This is a genomic window from Stenotrophomonas sp. JC08, from assembly GCF_052180205.1.
GTDB lineage: Bacteria > Pseudomonadota > Gammaproteobacteria > Xanthomonadales > Xanthomonadaceae > Stenotrophomonas.
Map to the genome: position 1 here is coordinate 1929294 of NZ_CP197473.1, position 24183 is coordinate 1953476.

Sequence of the window (24183 nt, forward strand, 5' to 3'; positions counted from 1 at the left end):
TCCCCTGCGTCCCTCGCCCTGGAGCGTTGCCCATGACATCTCGCGTTGCACTGGTCACTGGTGGTACTGGCGGTATCGGCTCGGCCATCTGCCAGCGGCTTGCCGATCAAGGGCACCGGGTTGCCAGCAACTTCCGCAATGCGGAAAAGGCCCGGCAGTGGCAACAGAAGATGCAGGCCGAGGGCTACGACATCGCCCTGTTCGAAGGCGATGTCGCCGGTCCGGAAAGCAGCCGCGAGCTGATCCAGACGGTGGAAGCGCAGCTGGGGCCGGTGGAGATCCTGGTCAACAATGCCGGCATCACCCGCGATACCACTTTCCACCGCATGACCGCCGAACAATGGCATGAGGTGATCAACACCAACCTCAATTCGGTGTTCAACGTCACCCGTCCGGTGATCGAAGGCATGCGCAAGCGCGGCTGGGGCCGGGTGATCCAGATCAGCTCGATCAACGGCCTCAAGGGCCAGTACGGCCAGGCCAACTATGCCGCGGCCAAGGCTGGCATGCACGGTTTCACCATTTCGCTGGCGCGCGAGAACGCCGGCTTCGGCATCACCGTCAACACCATCTCGCCGGGCTACGTGGCCACCGACATGGTGATGGCGGTGCCGGAGGAAGTGCGCGCCAAGATCATCGCCGACATTCCCACCGGACGCCTCGGCACGCCCGGGGAAATCGCCTATGCGGTGGCCTTCCTGGTCGCCGAAGAGGCGGCGTGGATCACCGGTTCGAACCTGGACATCAACGGCGGCCACCACATGGGCTGGTGAGTGCCATGCTGCAGCCGGCCACAGGTCGTGCTGCGCAACATAAAAACCGTGCTTTCCAGCCTGCAACCTGTACTTTTGGCGGTTGCAAGCCCTGTTGCACTGCGCCATGCTGGACGCCTGACCGTGATGAGTACCTGCTTAATGGCTGCGACCCGCATCATCAAGAAGTATCCCAATCGCCGACTCTACGACACCGAGATTTCCAGCTACATCACCATCGAGGATGTCCGCCAGCTGATCCTGGACGGCGAGACGTTCGAAGTTCGCGATGCCAAGAGCGGCGAGGACCTGACCCGCTCGGTATTGCTGCAGATCATCGCCGACAAGGAGCAGGACGGCGAACCGATGCTGTCCACCCAGCTGCTGAGCCAGATGATCCGTTTTTACGGCGATTCGCTGCAGGGCTTCATGGGCAATTATCTGGAACGCAGCATGCAGGTGTTCCTCGACCAGCAGCAGCAGTTCCGCCAGCAGATGGGCAACCTGCTCGGGCAGGCACCGTGGGCGATGATGAACCAGCTCACCGAACGCAACCTGGAGCTGTGGCAGGAATTCCAGCGCAACATGGGCGCCGGTTTCGGCCGTCCGCCGGGCGCCCCGGGCAAACCGGCCGAGCCGCCGCCGGCACCGGGCAAGACCCGCAGCAAACGCTGACCCACAGCAGAAGGCCGACGCAAGCGTCGGCCTTCTTTTTGTCTGCCGCCTTGCGATTGGTTCAGCGTTTGCAGCTGCTGCAGATGCGCTCGACCTTGTAGCCTTGCGCACGCAGTTTCTCGACCACGCCATCCTCGCCCAGCAGGTGCAGCGCGCCCACCACCACCAGGGTGTCGCCCTGCCCGGCCTGCAACCACGGCTGCAACAGCGGCAACCAGGCATCGTTGCGATCGACGTTGATGCGCTGGTACAGGTCCGGATACTGCCGCTTCATTTCGACAGCCATGTCGCGCCACAGCAGGTCCGCATCGCCGCGCCGCCAGGCATCGTGCAGGCGCTGGCTCTGCTCGTCGCCCTTGCCGGCCAGTTCAAGCGCTTCACGCAGCAGCTGGCGCTGCTCTTCGGTCCCCATGCCATCGAGCATGCGGATCTGCGCGGCAGCGCTCTCAAGGCCGGTCGCCGGCTTGCCGGCCTTCTGTGCCTGCTCCATCAGGTGGCGGTCCAGGCCGGACTGCGGATCCAGCCCCTGCCGGGTCATCTGCGCGATGCTGACCGTCAGGCCGACAAACCACGGCTTGAGCCCCGACAGGCGGTCCAGCGGCATGCTGTTGTCGTTGGCCCAGTCCTGCAGCAGCTGCCAGGTGTCCGCATCGAGATCGTCCTTGAGCAGGCGGCCATCGGTGCGTACCGCCGCCTGCAGCATCTGCGCCGCCAGCGCCGGCGAGTTCATCTCCTCCGATGACAGTTCGAACACCACCCGCTGGGCGCTGGAGAACGCCTGGTCCACGTCCTTGGACACCGGATAGTCGCTGGGCTTGAGCAGGTGGAACGACCCGAGCAGGTAGAGCGCGCTGCCCTGCGTACCTGACACCTTCCACAGCAGCGGCACCGGCGGCGCCTGGGCGTCCGGCTTCACGTCCGGCGGTGCCGGACGGGCGGCCGCCAGCGGCGCCACCAGCATGGCCGCAGCCAGCAGCATTCCTGCCGTGCGCATCATCCACTTCATTCGGTCACCTCGTCGCTTGGGGTCACATAAGCCTTCTCGCCCGCCTCGACCAGCAGGTCCATGCGGTTTTCCGGCGGCGGCAGCGGACAGGTGGCAAAGGGCGTGAACGCACACGGCGGGTTGTAGGCGCGATTGAAGTCGACCACCACCTGGCTGTTCGCATCCGGCACCTCCAGATCGATATAGCGGCCGGCGGCATAACTGCCACGGCCGCTGCTGCGGTCGGCAAAGATGATCTGCAGCGGTCGCCCCGGCTCACCCAGCGCTTCCAGCCGCCAGGTGCGGCCCTCGCGCTCGAACTCCACTACACCGGCATTGGCCTGCGCGGTGGTGGTGCCGGTGATATCGACAATCGGCAGGGTCTTGTCGGCAGCGTGGGGAACGAACCGTGCGGTAATGCGCCAGTCCGGGCCCAGCGGCCAGTAGTCCAGATGGGTGAAGCGCATGCGCGCCGGTGCATCGGCGTGCTTGACCCGCAACGCATGGCGGCTGCCGCGCTGGATCAGGCTCAGCGCGCCCTTGCCGTCATCGAAGTGGATCACGGTCGGCTCGGCCTCGGCGTCGCTGTAAAAGCGGATGCGCTCCTTGAGCGGCCGGCCCTCCACCTGCAGGCTCACACCGGGCTCGGGGGTGAACCACAGCGCCCCGCCTTCGCGCGACACCATGCCCATGCGGGGCGGCCCCACCGCTAGGCGAATGCCGCTGGTGCTGCCGCTGCCGATGTAGTGCGCCTTCAGTTCCAGCCAGTGCAGGCCGACCAGACTGGTCCAGCCATCGACCATCAACAGTTCGGTCAGGCGCTGCTCGCGCCACAGCTGGTTTTCACGCTTGAAGCCGGCATCGACCTTGGCCGGTGCCGGCGCGAGCGCCTCGTCCCTGTCCCCGCAACCGGCGACCAGCATCACGACGACCAGCGCCGCACTTCCCCAAAGTCTCATCTCAACGCCCCCGCAGGAACCAGCGATCAATTTCAGCCAGAGAAAAACGCGCCCACGTCGGGCGGCCATGGTTGCATTGCCCGGAACGCTCGGTGATCTCCATGTCGCGCAGCAGGGCGTTCATTTCAGGCAGCGTCAGCCGCCGGTTGGCGCGTACCGCACCGTGGCAGGCCATCGTCGACAGCAGCTCGTCACGGGCACTGGCGATGCGCCGGCTCTGGCCATGCTCGCGCAGGTCGGTGAGCACGTCGCGCAGCAGCCCTTCCGGCTCGGCATTGGCCAGCAGCGCCGGGATGCTGCGCACATGCAGCGAGCCCGGCCCGGAGCGGGTGATCTCGAAACCCAGCTCGGCCAGCGTTGCCGCCTCGCGCTCGGCGACATCGGCATCGCGCTCGCCCACCGCCAGGGTGATCGGCACCAGCAACGGCTGCGCATGCAGGCCGATGCCGTCATGCGCGGTCTTCAACCGTTCATAGCCGATGCGCTCATGCGCGGCATGCATGTCCACCACGATCAGGCCTTCGGCGTTCTCGGCCAGGATGTAGATGCCGTGCAACTGGGCGATGGCATAGCCCAAGGGCGGCACGTCACTGTCTGCAGCCGTTGCCGGCAGCGCCTGGGCGGGCGTCTGCAGGCTATCGCCGGCAGGACCGGAATACAACGCGGCATAGGCCGACGGCGCCTCGGCCACCTGCAGGCCCAGCGGGGATTGCCGCGCCTGCCAGTTGCCGTTGCTTCCCACGCCGGTGCTGCCGGGCGGGCGGCCCAGCACATAACCGCCACCGTAAGCACCTGCCGCAGGCGTGGCCTGCGCGGCCATATGCGCCGGATACCCTGGCGCCATCGCGGCCGGTTCCATGCCAGCGCGGGTTTCGGCCAGCGCTTCCTTGAGCGTGCGATAGACGAAGTCGTGGATCAGCCGCGCATCGCGGAAACGCACTTCGTGCTTGGCCGGGTGCACGTTGACGTCCACCCGGGTCGGATCCAGCTCCAGGAACAGCACATAGGCCGGCTGGCGACCGTGATACAGCACATCGCCATAGGCCATTTTCACCGCATGGATGACACTGCGATCGCGCACCGAGCGGCCATTGACGTACAGATACTGCTGGTCGGTACTGGCCCGCGAATACTGCGGCTGCGCGATCCAGCCATGCAGGCGCAGCCCGGCCGCACTGTGATCCACGCGCAGCGCCTGCCGGGCGAAATCCTCACCCAGCGTTTCCCCCAGCCGCGCATCCGAATACAGGTCACCGGGCTTGTAGCGGCGCGAGGCCTTGCCGTTGTGCGACACCCGCAACTCGACATCCGGCCGCGCCAGCGCCAGCGAGCGCAGCCATTCTTCGATATGGCCCAGCTCTGTGCGTTCTGCGCGCAGGAACTTGCGACGTGCCGGTACGTTGTAGAACAGCTCGCGCACCTCCACGGTGGTGCCCGGCGCATGCGCGCGCGGCATCACCTCGCCGAGCCGGCCACCTTCGACCTGCAGGGCCGCGCCATGCTCGTCATCGGCCTGGCGCGAGGCCATGCTGAAACGGCTGACCGAGGCGATAGACGGCAACGCTTCGCCACGGAAGCCCAGTGTCGCCACCGCTTCCAGATCATCCAGGCTGGCGATCTTGCTGGTGGCATGCCGCGATACCGCCAGCGGCAACTGGTCGGCGGCAATGCCGCCGCCGTTGTCGCGGATACGGATCAGCCGCACACCGCCTTCTTCCAGGTCGATATCGACGCGGGTGGCACCGGCATCGAGCGCGTTCTCGACCAGTTCCTTGACCACCGAGGCGGGCCGCTCGACCACTTCACCGGCGGCGATCTGGTTGATCAGGATTTCCGGCAGCGGACGGATCGAACTCATGCCGCAGCCTCCTGCGAACACGGAGAAGCGGGTGAGGCGGAGGAAAAACGAGGGATGATCAGACAGACATCATGCATATGCAGATGATAGCCGAGCATCGCCCTTTCACCGGGCCGGTTCGGGTATCAGAGGAGCTATCGGCGACGCTGGCCAACCGCAACTTGCGCCACGCCGGCGGCCCCACGACGCCCCGGCCTTACTTGCTGCCGCCGGCCACGGTACCGGCCGCCGCGTCCATTTCCGCCTGCGCCCGCGCGGCGAACAGCGTCCCCGGTGGCGGCTGGCGGCTGAAGAAGGTGTGCACACCATCGAGCACGGCCCCGGCGATACGCCGCTGGTAGGCCGGATCGACCAGCCGCCGCTCCTCGTCGGGATTGGAGATGAAGGCGGTTTCCACCAGCATCGCCGGCATGTCGGAAGTGCGCAGCACGGCGAAGTTGGCGCGCTCCAGGTTCGGCTTGTGGTTGTTGCCGATCCGCTTGAGGCCGCCCAGCACATGGCTGGCCGCGTCTTCGGAAGCCTTCATGTTACCGCTCTGGGCCAGGTCCAGCAGCACGTTGGCCAGCGTGCCCTCGGTGCGGTTGAGGCTGACGCCACCGATCAGGTCGGCCGCGTTTTCCTTGTCCGCCAGCCAGCGCGCGCGTTGCGAGGAGGCACCCTTGGTCGAAAGCACATACACCGACGACCCGGTCGCCGAGCGGTTTTCCGCCGCATCGGCATGGATCGAGATGAAGATGTCGGCCTTGGCCGCACGCGCTCGCTGCGCGCGATGCGGCAGCGGGATGAATACGTCGGTGTCGCGGGTCAGGAACGCACGCAGCCCGGGCGTGGCGTTGACCTGTCGGGCCAGCTCGCGGGCGACCGCCAGCGTCACGTCCTTCTCGCGCTTGCCGGTCGGACCGACAGCACCCGGATCCTGGCCACCGTGACCGGGATCGATCGCCACCACCAGTGTGCGCATGCCCGGCTGCATGCGGATACGCGAGGCATCGCTGGGCATGGCCGGACGCGGTGCCGGCGTGGCGGCTGCCGGGGCCGGTGCGGCAACGACAGGGGCCGGAGTCGCGCTGGCCACCGTCGCCTTGGCCGGAGCGGCACCCTGACCATTGAGGATCGCGGCGGGTGAAAGCTGCCCGCTCTTGGCGGCCGATTCCGGCGCCGGTGCCGGCACAGTGGCCTGCTGCTGGACCGCCGCAGTCAGGGCCGCGGTGGCCCGTGCGGCCTCGGCACGTGCCTGGGCGCTGAGCTGTTCCGGCGTCGCCGTCGGGGTCGGTGCGGAGGCGGGAACCACGGTCGTGGTCGAGGCGGGTGCGGTGGAAGAAGCCGCGGCGACAGTGCCGGAAGCCGGTACGCGTGCCGGCGCCTCGCCGGGCCATTCGATCAGCAGCGCCGACGTCGCCCCCTGCCCCTGCAGTTGCGGCTTGAAAGCCGTCACCGACTCGGCCAGATCGAATACCACCCGGAAGGTGCCCGGTGTCGGATTGCCGGTGCGTACCGCGGTGACCACACCGGCGGCGGCCGGCAGTTTGAGGCCACGCACGGCGGTCGAATCGGGGAAATCGACGACCAGGCGGTTCGGGGTGGACAGGCTCAGGGTCTTGTAGCTGCCGCCGCCAGCCAGCTGGATTTCGGCGCGGGTGCCGGTAGCACCGCTGTCCAGGTTGACGCTGCGGATCTCACCCGCCCACGCGCTGGCACCGGCCAGACAGAATCCGGCGACGGCGACAGTCAATGCGAACAGGCGGTTTCCCGTAGTCATGCGCGGATTCAATCATCACATTTCGATAATTGCAATAGGTTTTCCCTTAATAATCCGCAACCTGCCACACCTTCCTGTTGTCAGGAGACAGGAAGGGCCTGCAAGTCGGGTATTTCACGCAGCTGTCCCAGCCATGCCTCGGCGGCGGCACTGCGGGCCTGCAGCCTTGCCCGACGTCCGTTTCCGGCGATTTCCAGCGCGATCACCAAGTCCACCGGCGGCAGGCCGCCCTCCCCGCGTTCGGGCCACTCGACCAGCCACAGGTCGGCACTGCCCTCGTCCAGGCCGAGGAAGTCCAGTTCGCCGGCGGTGCCGATCCGGTACAGATCAAGATGCCAGGCCTCGCCGGACGGCAGCGGGTAACGCTCGATCAGGGTATAGGTCGGGCTGCGGATCGCGCCCTGCACGCCCAGCGCACGCAGCAGGGCGCGGGCCAGCGTGGATTTTCCGGCACCGAGGTCGCCTTGCAGGTGGACGACGGCGGTGGCCGGACGGGTCTGCGCCAGCGCCCGACCCAGCAGGTCGGTGCTTTCGGCATCAGGAAGTATCAGTTCGATCATGCCCGCCATTATGGATTGGCCAGCACGCGCAGGTGCGGCAGCAGGTCGCGCGGCAACAGCCCGCGCTCGCCATCCAACGCGGCCGCATCACCGGCCAGGGCGTGCAGCAATGCGCCGCTGCTGGCCGCGTCAAAGCCGGGCAGCCCCTGGGCCCGCAGCGCGGCGATCACGCCGGTCAGCAGGTCGCCCATCCCACCCACGGCCATGCCGGGATTGCCCGCCGCGATCAGCCGTGGCACCTGCTCCGGCGCCGCCACGACGGTGCCGGCGCCTTTCAGCACCACCACCGCCGAGTAGCGGCTTGCCAGCGCCTGTGCAGCCGCAAAACGGTCGCGCTGCACGCTGGCGGTATCGGTGGCGAGCAGACGCGCAGCCTCGCCCGGATGCGGGGTGAGCACCGCCTGCGGCAGGGGCTGCGGACTGGCGGCGAGCAGGTTCAGCGCATCGGCATCCACCACCAGCGGCTTGCCACTGGCCAGCGCCGCCGCGTACAGGCCGCGCGCCCATTCGCCCTGGCCCAAGCCCGGCCCCAGTGCGATCACATCGGCGCGTGCCAGCAGTGGCAGCACGCCTTGGACATCATCAACGACATGCGGCATTGCTTCCGGACAACGCGCCAGCAAGGGGGCGACATGCGCACCACGGGTGGCCACGCTCGCCAGCCCCGCGCCACTGCGCAATGCCGCCTCGGCGGCCAGCATCACCGCGCCACCACTGCCGTGGTCGCCACCGATGCACAGCACGTGCCCGGAGCGCCCCTTGTGGGTATCCGGACGCCGTCGCGGCAACTGCGCTGCCAAACGGGCGGCGTCCCAGTGCCATGCGGCCGGTGCAACACCTTCCAATGCCGCTGGTGACACATCCAGACCGTCCAGCAGGCGTTCGTCGCTGTAGTCCAGCGCCGCACCGGTATACAGCCCGCGGTGCGGCACGATGAACTGCAACACGCAGTCCGCGCGTATCGCCGCACCCGGCACATTGCCCGTATCCGCTTCCACGCCGCTGGGCACATCCAGCGCGAGTACCGGCGCCGGCACATGATTGACCGCCTCGATCAGCGCCGCATCCACCATCTCCGGCGCGCGTGTCAGGCCCATGCCGTACAACGCATCGACGATGAGATCGGCCTGCCGCAGGCAGTCGGCCGTCACCTCGACATGCCCGCCCGCCGCCAGATAGCGGGTGCAGGCGCGCTGTGCCAGCGGCGTGCGCGGCGCGGTGTCGGGCAGATGCAGCACGCTGACCTGCCGCCCCGACTGCCGAGCGAGCAAGGCCAGTACATAGCCGTCGCCACCGTTGTTGCCGGGGCCGCACAGCACCACGATGCGTCGTGCCTGCGGCCAACGCTGCAACACGCACTGCCACGCCGCCTGCCCGGCCCGCTGCATCAACGCCTCGCCCTCATCGGCAGACAGCTGCGCGGCGCGGGCATCGATGCGGCGCGCGGCGGCGGTATCGAACAGGGCGGGAAGCTCGTACATGCGACCGATTCTATACTTGCGGCATGGCTGACACCCTCAACACTCCCACTCCCGCGCAACTGTCGCTGCGCATCCGCCAGCTGGCCCGCGAGGCGGGGTTCCAGCGCTGTGGCATCAGCGGGATCGAACTGGGCGAGGACGAGGCGCACCTGCTCGATTGGCTCGGCAAGGGTCTGTACGGAACGATGGAGTGGATGGCGCGCCACGGCGCGATGCGCGCACGGCCGCAGGAACTGCTGCCCGGTACCGTGCGGGTGATCTCGGTGGGGCTGGATTACGGCCACAAGGACGATGCCGAAGCCTGGGCCACGCTGGACGATACCGGGCGCGCCTATGTCGCCCGCTACGCGCTGGGCCGCGATTACCACAAGCTGATGCGCAACCGCCTGCAGAAACTGGCCGACCGCGTCGCCGCCGAGATCGGCCCGTTCGGCTATCGCGCGTTTGTCGATTCAGCGCCGGTGCTGGAACGCGCGCTGGCACGCAACGGCGGACTGGGCTGGATCGGCAAGCACACCTGCCTGATCGACCGCGACGGCGGCTCGTGGTTCTTCCTCGGCGAGATCTATGTCGACCTGCCGCTGCCGATCGACGCGCCGGCCAGCGCCCACTGCGGCACCTGCACGCGCTGCATCGAGGTGTGCCCGACCGCGGCGATCATCGCCCCCTACCGGCTCGACGCACGCCGCTGCATCTCCTACCTGACCATCGAACACGAAGGCGCGATCCCGCTGGAGATGCGCCCGCTGATGGGCAACCGCATCTACGGCTGCGACGACTGCCAGCTGGTCTGCCCCTGGAACAAGTTCGCCCGGCGCACCGACGAGCCGGACTTCCGCGCCCGCAACAACCTCGACACCGCCACCCTGCCGGAGCTGTTCGCCTGGGAGGAGGACGAATTCCTGCAGCGTACCGAAGGCAGCCCGATCCGCCGCAGCGGCCATGAACGCTGGCTGCGCAACATCGCCGTTGCGCTGGGCAATGCCGCACCCTCGCCCGCCGCCTTGCAGGCGCTGGAAAGCCGGCGCACGCATGACTCCGAACTGGTGCGCGAACACGTGCAGTGGGCGCTGCAACGCCACGCCGCCAGCACCGATACCGAAGAGCCTTGAGCCGCCAGCGCCCGTCCATGCGACCATGGCCGGCCGTTTCAACGTTGCCACACCGGATCCATGGACCGCAGTACCGACATCCTGACCCCCGTCCAGCTCAATACGCTTGCGCGCGACCTGCTGGAAAGCGCCTTCCCGCTGGTCTGGGTCGAAGCCGAACTGGGCAGCGTCAGCCGGCCGGCATCCGGGCACCTGTACTTCACCTTGAAGGACGCCCGCGCCCAGGTGCGTGCGGCCATGTTCAAGCCCAAGAGCCAGTGGCTGAAGTTCATCCCCCGCGAAGGCATGCGTGTGCTGGTGCGTGGCCGGCTCACGCTGTATGAGGCGCGTGGCGACTACCAGCTGATCCTCGACCACATGGAAGAGGCCGGCGAAGGTGCTTTGCGCCGCGCCTATGACGAACTCAAGGCGCGACTGCAGGCCGAAGGCCTGTTCGACCCCGAACGGAAGCGGCCGCTGCCGGCACACGTGCGCCGGCTGGCGGTGATCACCTCGCCCAGCGGCGCCGCCATCCGTGACGTACTGAGTGTGCTGGCACGGCGCTTCCCGCTGCTGGAAGTGGAGCTGCTGCCCGCACTGGTGCAGGGTGGAACCGCTGCCGCCCAGCTCACCACGCTGCTGCGGCAGGCCGATACCAGCAAGCGTTACGACGTGATCCTGCTCACCCGCGGCGGCGGCTCGCTGGAAGACCTGTGGGCGTTCAACGACGAACAGCTGGCCCGCGCGATTGCCGCCAGCGACACGCCGGTGGTGTCGGCAGTGGGCCATGAGACCGACTTCAGCCTGTCCGACTTCGCTGCCGACCTGCGCGCACCCACCCCCTCGGTGGCCGCCGAACTGCTGGTGCCGGACCGGCAGGACCTGGATACGCGCCTGCGCCGGCTGGCCCAGCGACTGGGGCAATTGCAGGCCCACGCCCTCGGCCAGGCGATGCAGCGTGCCGATCGCGCCGCGCTGCGGCTGCAGGCACACAGCCCACAGGTACGCCTGGACCTGCTGCGGCATCGCCAGCAGGCCGCCTTCACCCGCCTGCAGTCGACCTGGCGGCAGCAGCAGGAACGCCGTCTGGCCCGACTGGGCCAGAGCGCTGCCGTGCTGCGCGGCGCCCAGCCCCGGCAACGGCTGGCGGCGCTGGCCGGAAAGCTGGCGGCGCTGGCGCCGCGGGCGCAGGCGGCGATGGGCCGGCAGCTGCAACGCGACGCACTGCACCTGCGCGGCCTGGCCCGTTCGCTGGAAGCGGTGAGCCCGCTGGCAACCGTGGCCCGTGGCTATTCGATCCTCACACGTGCCGATGACGGCACGCTGGTGCGGTCGACCCTGCAGGTCCAGGCCGGCGACACCTTGCATGCACGCGTGGACGACGGCGTGCTGGACGTGCAGGTCGTCGCTTTCAAAGCCCCTCTCCCCACGGGAGATGGATTGGGGTGAGGGCAGGAAACCAACCCGCACCCTGCGGAAACACCGGAAACCGTGATGGCGAACGCATGACCATGCTGGTGAAAAGCAGGACATCGCCGCTTGAACACGCGTGGTGCGTGAGGCTTCGTCCGCACCCGTATCCGCCCGTTCGGGGCACCCTCTCCCGGAGGGAGAAGTAAAAACCTACCGCGTCGTCTCGCAGAACTGCTGACGATAGGCCATCGCCTTGGGCATCAGCGCGCTCAGGTTCTGGATGCGCGTGCCGGGATTGGGATGGGTGGAAGAGAACTCCGGCGGTGCCTGGCCGCCGCTGGCCTCGCCCATGCGCTGCCACAGCGGCACCGCCTCTTCCGGGTTGAAACAGGCCGCCGCCGCCAGCATCAGTCCGACCTCGTCGGCTTGGGTCTCATGCGAGCGCGCATACGGCAGCAGGTAGCCGTACCCCATCGCCGACATCATCATCTGCTGCTGTTGCGCATCCATGCCACTGGCGGCACCGGCCATCTGCCCGATCTGCGTCAGCTTCTGCTGGGCCATGCGCTGGGCACCGTGGCGCAGCAGCGCGTGGGCGATTTCATGCCCCATCACCACCGCCAGCGCATCACTGTTGCGTGCCACCGGGATCAGGCCGGTATACACGGCCATCTTGCCGCCGGGCAGGCAGAAGGCATTGGCCTCGTTGGACTGCAGCACGTTCACTTCCCAATCGAAATCACGCGCGAAGTGCCGCGGCTGCAGCCCGTGCTCCTGCGCCAGCGCGGTTTCCACCACATCCACCTTGGCGATCAGCCGCCGGGCGATCTCACGTACCTGCTGCGAAATCTGCGCGTTGGGATCGACCGGCCGCTCCTGCGACAGGATTTCCTGGTAGGCCTGCAGGCCCAGCGCCTTTTCCTGGCTGGCATCGAGCGTGCTGTCGATCAGCACCTTCTCGCCGGTATACGGGTCCACCGAACGGTTGCCCAGGTAGTAGCAGCCGCCATAGATGGCAAAGCCCAGCAGCACCACCCAGCGGATGTTGCCGAACAGTCCGCCGCGCCGGGATTGCCTGCCATTGCCCTGGCTGCCGAAAGGATCCTGTCGCATGCGGAAGTTCCATTTATGAGCGGTTGGTCAGCGCCGATGGTAACCCGCACCGCCGCGCAGGCCACGTCAAATACCACGCACCAGGCGAAACCCGATCCGCGCCGAGGTGACATCCGAATCCTGCGACTGCCGCCAGGCCGCGCGGCTCTGTTCCGGTGCATTGGCCCAGTTGCCGCCGCGGATCACCCGCTGCCGGCACCCCGGGTTGAACCAGGCCGCGCCGTCGGCGGGTGCACGCCGGTAGCTGGCATGCCAGCAATCGGCCACCCATTCGCTGAGGTTGCCGCCGATATCGTGCACGCCCCAGGCGTTGGGCTGGAAGCTCGCCACCGGCGCCGCCCCCCAGTAGCCATCGCCATAACCGATGAAGGCGTTGTTCCAGTGCCGGCCACTGGGCGAGACATCCTTGCTGCCGGTGAAATTGCCCGACAGCTCCGGCGGCGTGCCGGCATCGCCCCACGGGTAGCGCCCGCTGCTGCCGGCACGCAGCGCATACTCGAACTCGGCTTCGCTGGGCAGTCGGTAATAGCGGCCAGTCTGTTCGGACAGCCATGCCGCGTAGGCCTCGGCATCGCGCACGCTGACGTGCATCACCGGGCTGTCGGGGCGCGCGGACGCACCGTTGTAGCCCGAGCGCCAGTCCACGCCGCTGCGGCGGACAAAATTGCCACTGCGCTCGTCATACACCACCGAGTGCCCGCGCCGGGTCGCGCGCGGCCGGGCGTTGGCCGCGCTGACGAACTGTCCGAACTGGGCCACCGTGACTTCGGTGATCGACAGCGCGAAGCCGCGATCAAAACGCACATAGTGCTGCGGCCGCTCGGCATCGCTGGCACCGGGCTCGGAATCGGTCGCGCCCATCTGGAAACCGCCATGTGGAATCACCACCATCTGCGGCCCGCGCCCACCGCCTTGCAGCGCATCGGTGAACACCTGGCCGGGGCGGAAACTGCCGTAATGCGTGGCCAGATCGATCCGCTCCCGCAACACGCCCACCGCCGCATCGCCCGGCGCCGCGATCCGCAACGCCTGCTCCAGCTTCTCGCGTGCGGCCTTCAGCCCGTCCGGTGTTGCAAGGTCGCGCAGGCCACCGTCACGCAGCGCCAGCAGCTGGGCATGCCGCATCGCCTCGATGCGCACACGGGCATCCTGCACTGTCGGACCCGCACGCACCGTCGCGGCACGCGCGAGAAAGCCGGCCGCCGCTTCGAAGTCCGCACGCTCGGCGGCGATCTCCGCTCGGCGGATCAGGCCGCTCTGTACCGCGGCGATCCCCTGCAGCGCACGGCTGTCATCCGGTGCCAGCGCCAGCACCGCGCGGAAATACTCCAGCGCCCCGCCACCGGCCTCACCCAACTGGTCGCGCCGCACCGCCGACTCGCCGGCCCGGTTGAGCGCCAGGATCCGCCGGGCCAGCTGTATCTGCCGCTGCAACTCCAGCTCCGCCTCGCCCTCCGGTGCCAGCGCGACGGCCACGCTGATCCGCTCGGCCGCCGCGGCCAGTGCCTGGCGCTGGTCATCGGGCTGCTCCATCAGGGCGACCGCCTGCGCGCGCAGCTGTTGCCGGGCCATTTCAACGCCGCGCGTGGCCTTGGCATCACCGGGTTTCAGCGCCAGTACCGCCAGATACAAAGGCACTGCTGCTTCCTCGTCCCCATAGAGACGGCCCTGTTTGAGCGCCGCATCGGCCTGGCGGCGGACATTGTCCAGCGTTTCCACCGTCACCTCCGGCAACACCGGTTTCCATTGCGGCAGCGGCGTCGCCTCCACCGGGTCCGGTTCCCGGCCGGCAGGCACAGGGGCGCCCTGCTCCTTGACGGGGGATGGTGCCGGCAGACGGTCGGCCTGTTCGGCCTGCAACGGGCTGGCGACCTCCGTCACCGGTGCTTCCTGGCGGCATCCGCTGCCGCCCAGGACCCCCAGTATCGCCATGCACAGCAACGGGCCGGTAGTACGCAAATTCCCTCCAGTTCCGGTCTGCAATGCCGGGGCGAGTCGACGTTAGGCTATTCTCGCCAGCCTGAGCAAACATGCAGTTGACGGAAACCACGTGGCTTATTGGATCAAACACCCGAGCGAACTTGAAGAGCGTTACCGCCAGCCTCCGGCCCGCATCGGGCTGGATACCGAGTTCATCCGCGAGCGTACCTACTGGCCGCAACTGGCACTGGTGCAGATGGCCGTGGGCGAGGAGATCCTGTTGATCGACCCGCTGATTCCCGGCATGACCGACGCGCTGCGGCCGTGGCTGACCGATCCCACCATCGTCAAGGTCATGCACAGCGCCAGCGAGGACCTTGTGGCGTTCAAGTGTGCCTGTGACGCCCTGCCCCGGCCGCTGTTCGACACCCAGACCGGCGCGGCGATGGCCGGCTTCGGCAGTGGCATGGGCTATCAGAAGCTGGTGGCGGAAATCACCGGCGTCACCCTGGCCAAGGGCGAGACCCGCTCGGACTGGATGCGCCGGCCGTTGTCACCGGCACAGCTGGAATACGCCGCCGATGACGTGGAATACCTGTTCGCGCTGCACGACGCCATCCAATCCCGGCTGCGGGCCCAGGATCGCCTCGCTTGGTTGCAGGACGAATGCGAGCGGATGGTCGCCACCATCGAGAATGATGAAGGCGAGCATTGGCCGCACCTGTCGATGCGCGCAGCCCAGTTCCTCGACAGCGACGCGCGGCTGCGGCTGCTGCGGCTGCTGCGCTGGCGCGACCAGCAGGCCCGGCACAGCGACAAACCGCGCAGCTGGGTGCTGGACAACGAGCTGGCCACGCTGCTGGCGCGCACGCCGCCGGCCGACTACGCGGCGATGCTGCAGCTGTTCGAGCGTTTCCCCAAGGCCCCACGCAAACTGGCCCAGGCGGTCTGGCAGGCATTGACCACGCCGCTGGAAGACGAGGCGCAGGCACCGCAGCCGCTGGCACCGACGGACGCCAACAAGGCTGCGCTCAAGCGTCTGCAGGAAGCGGTTGCCAGCCACAGCGCCGGGCTCGGACTCCCCGACGGCCTGCTGGCTTCACGCAAGCATCTGGAAGCACTGCTGGAAAACGGGCAATGGCCGGCCGCTCTGAGCGGCTGGCGCAAGGCATTGCTGGAACCGGTATTGCAGCCGTTATTGCCGGCGCGGTGATCGGGCGGACACACGGAGTAGCGGCTGCATGAGCTTCCAGATCCTGCTTGTGATCGGCATCACCTTGGTGGCGATCTACCTGTTCGCCACCGAAAAGCTGCGCATGGACATGGTCGCGGTGCTGGTGCTGGCGACACTGGCCGTGCTCGACCTGGTCACCCCGCAGCAGGCGCTGAGCGGCTTCAGCAACCAGGCCACGATCACCGTCGCCTCGATGTTCGTGCTGGCCGCCGGGTTGCAGAACAGTGGCGCGCTGTCGGGCATCGGCTGGTTGTTCAGCCGGACGAAATCGCCGCTGCTGTTCCTGCTGCTGCTGTTCGCGGTACTGGCGATCATCGCCCCGTTCGTCAACAACACCGCGGTCGTGGCGGTGTTCATGCCGCTGGTCATCGCCGCCACTACCAGGATCGGCATGCCGGCCTCCAAGGCGCTGATCCCGCTGTCGTTCGTGTCGCAGATGGCCGGTGTCTGCACGCTGGTGGGCACCTCCACCAACCTGCTGGTCAACGGCATCGCCAAGGACCTGGGACACCCCGGCTTCACCATGTTCGAGTTCACCCCGTTGGGGCTGATCTGCCTGGCTGCCGGCTGCGCGTACCTGCTGATCTTCGGCCGCTGGCTGCTGCCGGACACGCGCAACGCGGGGTTCGTCGAACATTACGACATCGGCAAATTCCTCACCGAGCTGCGCGTGATGCCCGGCTCGCGGCTGATCGGCAAGACCATCCAGGAAAGCCGGCTGGGCGAGCAGAAGGGTGTCTTCATCCTGGAGCTGCTGCGCGGCAAGCACAGGGTATCGGCGGCGCAGACGCAGACCCTGCAGGAGGACGACATCCTGCTGGCCCGTGGCGACTGGTCCAAGCTGGTGGAGCTGACCCGCAAGGCCGGGCTGGAGATCAACTCCCAGTTCAAGTTCAAGGCGCGCCTGCTGGATGAAGCCGACCAGGTGATCACCGAGGTGATGATCGCGCCCAACTCGCGCGCCGCCGACCGCACGCTGGAAGCGCTGGACCGCAGCTGGAACCACAACGCGGTCGTGCTCGCCATCCAGCGCCGCGGCGAGGTGCTGTGCGAGAAGCTCAAGGATGTGCGGCTGGACGTGGGCGACATCCTGCTGCTGATCACCTCCAGTGCAGATGCGCCCGCGCTGCGCCGCGACCCCGACGTGATCGTGCTTTCCGAGCGCGAGGCGGCCAAGCCCAAGGGCTGGCGCGGCACTTTCGCGCTGCTCACGATGGCGCTGGTGATCGGCATTCCGGCAATCGGCTGGGCACCGATCGCGATCACCTCGCTGGTCGGCGCGGTGGCGATGACACTGGCCGGGTGCCTCGACGCGGATGGCGTGTATGACGCCATCGACTGGCGCATCGTCGTGCTGATGGCCGGCCTGCTGCCGCTGGGCGTGGCGATGAGCCAGACCGGTACGGCCGCATTCGTGGTCGAACACACCATCGGGCTGGTGCGCGACCTCGGTCCGCACGTGGTGCTGGCGGTGATGTATCTGGTGGCGCTGCTGCTGGCCGAGCTGATGAGCAACTCGGCTGCGGCGGTGCTGCTGACACCGATCGGCATCTCCACCGCGCAGATGCTGGGCGTGGATGCGACGCCGTTTCTGGTGGCGGTGACCTTCTCCGCCTCGACCAGCTTCCTGACCCCGGTCGGCTACCAGACCAACACCATGGTCTATACCGCCGGCGGCTACCGCTTCACCGACTTCGTCAAGGTCGGCCTGCCGCTGAACCTGATCTTCTGGGTGCTCGGGGTGATCTACATTCCCAGATTCTGGCCGTTCTAGAGGCTACCGCGCGCGCTGGATCACGCTGCCATCCCTGCCCGCAGCGGACCACCAGGCGCCGGCAGAGCAGAAGCAGGCATCACATCAACCCGGTGCCCGGCGATACCCGGAACACCGGGCTCGAAGAGCAGGATTCACCAGCCCCCGTCGTACCTGTTCATCTTTTTCGCACCGCCCATTAAGACCAAAGTCTGATCCTTGCAGCAGCACCAATCCGTTGACCCCTGCCCGGCATGGGTAGACCCTTGGACAACTCTCCCTGCGAGGCGACTCGATGAAAGGTTTCTCCAAAGCCGGCTGGGCGCTGCTCTCCCTGATCGGCGCATTCTGTCTGGGCGTGGTTGCGTTGCGCAGGGGCGAACACATCAATGCCCTGTGGATCGTGATTGCCGCGGTCTCGCTGTATCTGGTCGCCTTCCGCTATTACGGCTTGTTCGTCGCCAACAAGGTGCTCGGGGTCGACCCCACCCGTGCCACACCGGCCATCCTCAACAACGATGGCCTGGACTACGTGCCCACCAACAAGCACGTGCTGTTCGGCCACCACTTCGCCGCCATCGCCGGCGCCGGCCCGCTGGTCGGCCCGGTACTGGCCGCGCAGATGGGCTATCTGCCCGGCACGCTGTGGCTGATCGCCGGCGTGGTGCTGGCCGGCGCGGTGCAGGATTTCATGGTCCTGTTCATTTCCAGCCGTCGCAACGGCCGCTCGCTGGGCGATCTGGTGCGCGAGGAGATGGGTCCGGTGCCCGGCACCATCGCCCTGTTCGGCGTGTTCATGATCATGATCATCATCCTCGCGGTGCTGGCGATGATCGTGGTGAAGGCGCTGGAAGGCAGCCCGTGGGGCATGTTCACCGTCATCGCGACCATGCCCATCGCCATCCTGATGGGCATCTACATGCGCTATGTCCGCCCCGGCAAGATCGGCGAGATCTCCGTGGTCGGGCTGATCCTGTTGCTGTCGGCGATCTGGTACGGCGGCAAGGTCGCCGCCGATCCGGTGATGGGCCCGATGTTCACCTTCACCGGCGTGCAGATCACCTGGATGCTGATCGGCTACGGTTTCGTCGCCGCGGTGCTGCCGGTGTGGCTGCTGCTGGCGCCGCGTGACTACCTGTCCACCTTCCTCAAGATCGGCACCATCGTCGGCCTGGCGATCGGCATCCTGATCGTGATGCCGGAACTGAAGATGCCGGCGCTGACCCAGTTCACCGACGGCACCGGCCCGGTGTGGAAGGGCAGCATGTTCCCGTTCCTGTTCATCACCATCGCCTGCGGCGCGGTGTCCGGTTTCCATGCACTGATCAGCTCGGGCACCACGCCCAAGCTGCTGGCCAATGAAGGCCACGCCGCCTACATCGGCTACGGCGGCATGCTGATGGAATCGTTCGTGGCGATCATGGCGATGGTGGCGGCCTCGATCATCGAGCCGGGCATCTACTTCGCGATGAACTCGCCGGCAGCGGTGATCGGCACCGATGTGGTCAACGCTGCGCAGGTGGTCAGCAACTGGGGCTTTGCGATCAGCCCGGAACAGCTCACCGCCACCGCTGCCGATATCGGTGAAACCACCATCCTCTCGCGTGCCGGCGGTGCACCGACGCTGGCGGTGGGCATCGCGCAGATCCTGCATGCGGTGATCCCGGGCGACGGCATGATGGCGTTCTGGTACCACTTCGCGATCCTGTTTGAAGCGCTGTTCATCCTCACTGCAGTTGATGCCGGCACCCGTTCGGGCCGCTTCATGCTGCAGGACCTGCTGGGCAACTTCGTGCCGGCGCTGCGCCGTACCGATTCGTGGGTGGCCAGCTTCATCGCCACCGGTGGCTGCGTGGCGCTGTGGGGTTACTTCCTGTACCAGGGCGTGACCGATCCGCTGGGCGGCATCAACATGCTGTGGCCGCTGTTCGGTATCGCCAACCAGATGCTGGCCGGCGTGGCACTGCTGCTGTGCACCGTGGTGCTGTTCAAGATGAAGAAGGACAAGTACGCCTGGGTGCCACTGCTGCCGGCGATCTGGCTGCTGATCTGCACCACCGCGGCCGGCTTCATCAAGATCTTCTCCAGCGAGCCGGGCGTGGGCTTCATCGTGCAGGCGCACAAGTACCGTGACGCCATCGCCGCCGGCAACCTGCTGCCGCCGTCCAAGGATTTCGGTCAGATGCAGCAGGTGATGGTCAACAACTACATCAACGCCGGCCTCACCGCGCTGTTCCTGTTCGTGGTGTTCGCGGTGCTGGTGTACTCGGTCAAGACCATCGCCGCGGCGCGCCGCTCGCCGGTACGCACCGACCACGAGACGCCGTACGTGGCGCTCAAGCCGCACGAGATGGACGTGTAATGGGCACCGAACTGGTCCCCGTCGGCCAGTACCAGACGTTCCGCCGCACCTGGCGGCGTCTGGTACAGACCGCGCGGCTATGCTGCGGCGTGCCGGACTACGACAACTATGTCCGGCACATGCAGGACAAGCACCCGGACCGGCCGGTAATGGATTACAAGACCTTCTTCCGCGAACGCCAGGAAGCCCGCTTCGGCGGCAAGGGCGGCTTCCGCTGCTGCTGAACCGGCACACTTGAAGAACTTCAAAGGCGGGGCCATGGGTCCCGCCTTTTTATTTGCCCACTGACCGGAGAAACCTCCCGGCAACCCGTACGTCATACCCTCGTTGCAAACCCCGATCGATCAGACCCGGTTGCCCAGACCTCCGGCAAGCGTCACCCCCCCCTCCCCCGCAGTGCAGAAAGAAATGCATGCGCCCATGCGGAACTTGCTGCCGCTGGCCAGGCCGATGCAACACTCCTCCCGTCTATGGACTGCGGCACGTGTTCCGGAGGACATAGGCAGCCATGCAGTCATCGCAAGGTCCCTCGCACTTCCTGCCGCACTCATAACCACTGAAGGCAAGCGAATGCCATGCACGGACAGCCGGAACCGGCCGCTGCAAGGCTCGGCAGCAGAATGAAAAAGGCGGAGCCGTTGCTCCGCCTTTTCCGTTCCGCCTTCTCCCGGCTCTCAGGCTCCGGCCATCCACTTGAGCATCAGCCCGGTGAGATAGGCCAGCACCGTGCCGGTGGCATAGCCGACGGTGCCCAGCAGCACGCCCACCGGTGCCAGGCTGGGGTGGAACGCCGCGGCCACCACCGGCGCCGAAGCCGCCGCACCGACGTTGCCCTGCGAGCCGATGGCCAGGAAGAACAGCGGCGCCTTGAGCAGGCGGCCGACCACGTACAGCAGCAGCACGTGGGTGCCCATCCAGATCACGCCCAGCAGGAACAGCCACGGCCGCTCCAGCAACGAGAGCAGGTCCATCTGCATGCCGATGCAGGCGATCAGGAAGTACAGGAACAGCGTGCCGACCTTGGACGCGCCGGCCGCTTCCAGCTCGCGTGCGCGGGTGAAGCTCAGCGCCAGGCCGGCGAAGGTGGACAGCATCACCACCCATACGAACTGGTTGTCCAGCGAGGCCTGTCTGGCGAAGCTGATGTTCGCCGCACACCACGTCGCCAGCGGCGTGGCCAGCGCGTGCGCCGCGCCGACAATGCCCAGTCCGACACCGACGATGACCATCAGGTCGGTCAGGGTCGGGATACGGGCGCTCTTGGCCTGGTAGTCGGCGATGCGGCGTTTCATGTCGTCGATCGCCGAGGTGTCGGCCCCGTTGCGCGCGTCGATGCCCTGCGCGCGGCCGGCCAGCCAGATCAGCCCCGGCATCAGCAGGATGCTGGCGCAGACCACATCCACCACCGCGAACTGGCCGAAGGTGGTGGCATCGACGTTGAAGGTTTCGCGCATCGCCGCCATGTTGGCACCGCCGCCGATCCAGCTGCCGGCCAGCGCCGCCATGCCGGCCCAGGTGTCGCCAGCCACGGTGGCCGGATGGATCAGCTTCATCGCCTGGAACGACACCAGCGCACCGAGCATGATGCCCACGGTACCGGTGGCGAACATGATCAGCAGCTTCGGGCCCAGCTTGAGGATGCCCTTCAGGTCGATCGACAGCGTCAGCAGCACCAGCGCCGCGGGCAGCAGCACATCCCGCGCCACCGGGTTGTACAGCTTGGTGGCGTGGCCGTCGATGACTCCCGCGGTGTTGTAGATGGCCGGGATGAAGTAGCACAGCAACAGCGCCGGCACCCAGTTGAAGAACTTGCGCCAGAAGCCGTCGACACGGCTGGACAGATGGAAGATCAGCCCCAGCGTGGCGGCGATCAGGCCAAGCCCGACGATGTCATTGGTGATCAGGGTCGTACTGCTTTCGGTCGGCATACAGCCTTTCCTGTCGAACGAAGAGAAATAAAAACGCCACGTGGACAACGTGGCGTGAGGCTGGCCAGCCTAGCACGCGGCGCCACGGCACGGGCGGTTGCCGGCACGTGGCGCCATCGGTCGCATTACTGGCCGATATGCTTCTTCAGCCAGCCATTGACCGTGTCATGCCACTGCACGCTGTTGTGCGGCTTGAGCACCCAGTGGTTCTCGTCCGGGAAGTACAGCAGCTGCGACTCGATCCCCTGCCGTTGCAGGGTGTGGAACGTGGACAGGCTCTGGTCCAGCGGTACGCGGAAGTCGTTCTGGCCGGCGACCACCAGCGTGGGCACCTTCCACTTGTGGATGTGCCGCGCCGGATTGAATGCCTCATAGCCGTCGGGATTGGCCGCCACGGTGCCGCCGAACTCCCACTCGGTGAACCACAGCTCTTCGGTCACCGCGCCCATCGAGCGCGTATCGAAGACGCCATTGTGGTTGACCAGGCACTTCCACGGCTCGTTCCAGTTGCCGGCGATCCAGTTGACCATGTAACCGCCGTAACTGGCACCCAGCGCGCAGGCCTTGTCGCCATCGAGGAACGGGTACTGCTGCTGCGCCGCCGCCCAGCCCTTCTGCAGATCCTCCAGCGGGCGGTCGCCCCAGTGCTGGCTGATCGCATCGGTGAAGGCCTGGCCGTAACCGGTGGAACCGTGGAAATCGATCATCACCACCGCGTAGCCCTGCCCGGCATAGGTCTGCGGATTCCAGCGGTAGCTCCAGCCATTGCCGAAGCTGCCCTGCGGGCCGCCGTGGATCAGGAACGCAACCGGGTACTGCTTGCCTTCCTGGTAGTTGTGCGGTTTGAGCACATAACCGTGCACGGTTTCATCGTTCCAGCCCTTGAACGAGAACTGCTCGAAGTCACCGAAGTCCACGCCCTCGAGCATTTCACCGGCACTCGGGGTGATGGCCCGCAGCGGCGCTCCGGCGGTGGTGCTGCTGGTAAACACCTGGTCGCCACTCTTGAGCGAATTGCGGGTGAAGGTGAGCGTATCTCCGGCGATGTCGAAGGCCGAGATACTGCCCTCGCCCACCAGCCTGGTCGGCTCGCCATTGGCAATGTTCACCGCGAACAGCGGGTGCTCGCCCATGTCCTGCGCGGTGGTGTAGAGGGTCTGGCCATCGGCCGACAGGGTGATGCCATCGGCAGAGCGGTCCCACTGCGGGGCGATCTCGCGGGCCTTGCCGCTGGCCAGGTCCAGCGCCATCAGCCCGAGGCGGTCCGCTTCGAAGCCCGGGCGCTTCATCGCACGGTAGAACAGGGTTTTGCCGTCGGCGCTGAACACCGGGCCGGTGTCCCAGGCCGGGTTGCTGGCGGTCAGGTTGACCGGCGCCTTCTTGCCAGCTGCATCAAGCCGGTAGAGGTCGAAGTTGGTCGACCACGGCTCCTGCTTGCCGGCCACGCGGATCGACGCCACCACCGACTTGCCGTCCGGCGACCAGACGTAATCGTCATTGCCACCGAAGGGCTTGGACGGCGCATCGCCGGCCAGGGTGGCGCTGATCGCCGATGCCCCCTTCACTGCCGCTGCATCCGCTGCCGGCAGCGGCGCCACGAACAGCGTATTGCGGCGCCCATCGGCCCAGGTGTCCCAGTGACGCACGAAGATGCCGTCGAACAGCTCACCGCTGGTCTTCCGGGTCTTCCCGGCTTCAAGACGCTTGCTGGTGCAGGCCAGATCCGAGCCGCAGTCCTGATAGACATCGGCGCTGAACAGCACGCGGTCATCCTGCGGCGAAACCCGGTAGCTGTCCACGCCGACCGGGAAGTCGGTCAGCTGGCGCGGCGCACCACCGTTCAGCGGCATCACATACAGCTGCTGGCTGCCATTCTTGGCACTGAGGAAGTACACGCTCTGGCCGTCAGCGGAGAGCGCGGCGGAGTTGACACTCCAGCCTTCCGGGCTGAACTGGCGCGGCGGCGCCAGGTCGCGCGTGCGCAGGTCACGGATCCACAGGCTGCTGCTGGCTTTCAGGTCGGCGTCGACCACGCGCTTGGTGAACACCACCTGTGCGCCGTTGGCGGTCAACAACGGCGCCGACACGCGGTCCAGCTTGACCATGTCGCGGACATCGAAACCACGCGCATTGGCCAGCGAAGGCAGCGCAGCGAGCAGGCACAACGGCAACAGGGCGTGACGAAGCTTCATGGGCATCTCCCGGAAAAACGGCAAACGCCGATGGTAGGGCCGGAACCGCAGCGCGTGCAAAGGCCATCAGTCATGGCCAGAACCAGCAAAGTCCTGGTGATGTCGGGGGATGGATGAGTGAGCCGTCTCACCCTTCCCGCTGGAGTTG

At 67.0% G+C, this 24183-nt stretch carries 18 protein-coding genes; 8 read left to right on the forward strand and 10 right to left on the reverse strand.

Annotated features, from left to right (window positions below):
• The first annotated feature begins 32 nt into the window (after positions 1 to 32).
• Together ACSBPQ_RS08830 and phaR are read left to right on the forward strand one after the other, a co-directional pair.
• The gene (locus ACSBPQ_RS08830; protein WP_442681827.1) at positions 33 to 773 is read left to right on the forward strand and encodes a beta-ketoacyl-ACP reductase; all 741 of its coding nucleotides are present in this window, start codon (positions 33 to 35) and stop codon (positions 771 to 773) included.
• A 141-nt stretch (positions 774 to 914) separates the two neighbouring features.
• Positions 915 to 1427 (forward strand): polyhydroxyalkanoate synthesis repressor PhaR, encoded by a 513-nt coding sequence (gene phaR / locus ACSBPQ_RS08835; protein WP_442684556.1) that lies wholly within the window; start codon positions 915 to 917, stop codon positions 1425 to 1427.
• Between the two features lie 61 nt (positions 1428 to 1488).
• Here the strand turns inward: phaR and ACSBPQ_RS08840 are convergent, their stop codons facing one another.
• The 6 genes from ACSBPQ_RS08840 to ACSBPQ_RS08865 all read right to left on the reverse strand — a co-directional run bounded on the left by ACSBPQ_RS08840 (position 1489) and on the right by ACSBPQ_RS08865 (position 9029).
• On the reverse strand, positions 1489 to 2424 hold the full coding sequence (locus ACSBPQ_RS08840; RefSeq protein ID WP_442684557.1) for a TraB/GumN family protein: 936 nt from the start codon (positions 2422 to 2424) through the stop codon (positions 1489 to 1491).
• A gap of 5 nt (positions 2425 to 2429) precedes the next feature.
• Positions 2430 to 3371, reverse strand: a complete 942-nt coding sequence (locus ACSBPQ_RS08845) for a DUF1684 domain-containing protein (RefSeq protein ID WP_442681828.1) — start codon at positions 3369 to 3371, stop codon at positions 2430 to 2432.
• A 1-nt stretch (position 3372) separates the two neighbouring features.
• Positions 3373 to 5229, reverse strand: a complete 1857-nt coding sequence (gene mutL / locus ACSBPQ_RS08850; protein ID WP_442681829.1) for a DNA mismatch repair endonuclease MutL — start codon at positions 5227 to 5229, stop codon at positions 3373 to 3375.
• A 196-nt stretch (positions 5230 to 5425) separates the two neighbouring features.
• Positions 5426 to 6988 (reverse strand): N-acetylmuramoyl-L-alanine amidase, encoded by a 1563-nt coding sequence (locus tag ACSBPQ_RS08855; protein ID WP_442681830.1) that lies wholly within the window; start codon positions 6986 to 6988, stop codon positions 5426 to 5428.
• A gap of 80 nt (positions 6989 to 7068) precedes the next feature.
• Positions 7069 to 7548 (reverse strand): tRNA (adenosine(37)-N6)-threonylcarbamoyltransferase complex ATPase subunit type 1 TsaE, encoded by a 480-nt coding sequence (tsaE, locus tag ACSBPQ_RS08860; RefSeq protein WP_442681831.1) that lies wholly within the window; start codon positions 7546 to 7548, stop codon positions 7069 to 7071.
• 8 nt (positions 7549 to 7556) lie between these two features.
• Positions 7557 to 9029, reverse strand: coding sequence for an NAD(P)H-hydrate dehydratase (locus ACSBPQ_RS08865; RefSeq protein ID WP_442681832.1), 1473 nt, complete (start codon positions 9027 to 9029; stop codon positions 7557 to 7559).
• Between the two features lie 23 nt (positions 9030 to 9052).
• Between ACSBPQ_RS08865 and queG the strand changes: the two genes are divergently transcribed.
• Both queG and xseA read left to right on the forward strand, forming a co-directional pair.
• Positions 9053 to 10141 carry a tRNA epoxyqueuosine(34) reductase QueG gene (gene queG / locus ACSBPQ_RS08870; RefSeq protein WP_442681833.1) on the forward strand — a complete coding sequence of 363 codons (1089 nt, stop codon included), beginning with the start codon at positions 9053 to 9055 and terminating at the stop codon, positions 10139 to 10141.
• A gap of 60 nt (positions 10142 to 10201) precedes the next feature.
• The gene (xseA, locus tag ACSBPQ_RS08875) at positions 10202 to 11569 is read left to right on the forward strand and encodes an exodeoxyribonuclease VII large subunit (protein ID WP_442681834.1); all 1368 of its coding nucleotides are present in this window, start codon (positions 10202 to 10204) and stop codon (positions 11567 to 11569) included.
• 174 nt (positions 11570 to 11743) lie between these two features.
• Here xseA and ACSBPQ_RS08880 read toward each other — a convergent pair whose 3' ends face one another.
• Positions 11744 to 12646: a M48 family metallopeptidase gene (locus tag ACSBPQ_RS08880; RefSeq protein WP_442681835.1), complete on the reverse strand. Its 903-nt coding sequence runs from the start codon at positions 12644 to 12646 to the stop codon at positions 11744 to 11746.
• A gap of 66 nt (positions 12647 to 12712) precedes the next feature.
• Positions 12713 to 14578, reverse strand: coding sequence for an SUMF1/EgtB/PvdO family nonheme iron enzyme (locus ACSBPQ_RS08885; RefSeq protein WP_442684558.1), 1866 nt, complete (start codon positions 14576 to 14578; stop codon positions 12713 to 12715).
• 118 nt (positions 14579 to 14696) lie between these two features.
• Between ACSBPQ_RS08885 and rnd the strand changes: the two genes are divergently transcribed.
• The 4 genes from rnd (at position 14697) to ACSBPQ_RS08905 (ending at position 20139) form a co-directional block, all read left to right on the forward strand.
• A complete protein-coding gene (gene rnd, locus ACSBPQ_RS08890; RefSeq protein ID WP_442681836.1) occupies positions 14697 to 15779 on the forward strand; it encodes a ribonuclease D in 1083 nt (360 codons plus the stop codon).
• Between the two features lie 28 nt (positions 15780 to 15807).
• Positions 15808 to 17574, forward strand: coding sequence for an SLC13 family permease (locus ACSBPQ_RS08895; protein WP_442681837.1), 1767 nt, complete (start codon positions 15808 to 15810; stop codon positions 17572 to 17574).
• 274 nt (positions 17575 to 17848) lie between these two features.
• Positions 17849 to 19915: a carbon starvation CstA family protein gene (locus ACSBPQ_RS08900; RefSeq protein ID WP_442681838.1), complete on the forward strand. Its 2067-nt coding sequence runs from the start codon at positions 17849 to 17851 to the stop codon at positions 19913 to 19915.
• Positions 19915 to 20139: a YbdD/YjiX family protein gene (locus ACSBPQ_RS08905; protein ID WP_442681839.1), complete on the forward strand. Its 225-nt coding sequence runs from the start codon at positions 19915 to 19917 to the stop codon at positions 20137 to 20139. Before ACSBPQ_RS08900 ends, ACSBPQ_RS08905 begins: the two co-directional genes overlap by 1 nt.
• A 450-nt stretch (positions 20140 to 20589) precedes the next feature.
• On the opposite strand, the gene ACSBPQ_RS08910 is transcribed toward ACSBPQ_RS08905, so the two are convergent.
• Positions 20590 to 21843 (reverse strand): DUF819 family protein, encoded by a 1254-nt coding sequence (locus ACSBPQ_RS08910; RefSeq protein WP_442681840.1) that lies wholly within the window; start codon positions 21841 to 21843, stop codon positions 20590 to 20592.
• 125 nt (positions 21844 to 21968) lie between these two features.
• Positions 21969 to 24035, reverse strand: coding sequence for a prolyl oligopeptidase family serine peptidase (locus ACSBPQ_RS08915; RefSeq protein ID WP_442681841.1), 2067 nt, complete (start codon positions 24033 to 24035; stop codon positions 21969 to 21971).
• Positions 24036 to 24183 lie beyond the last annotated feature (148 nt).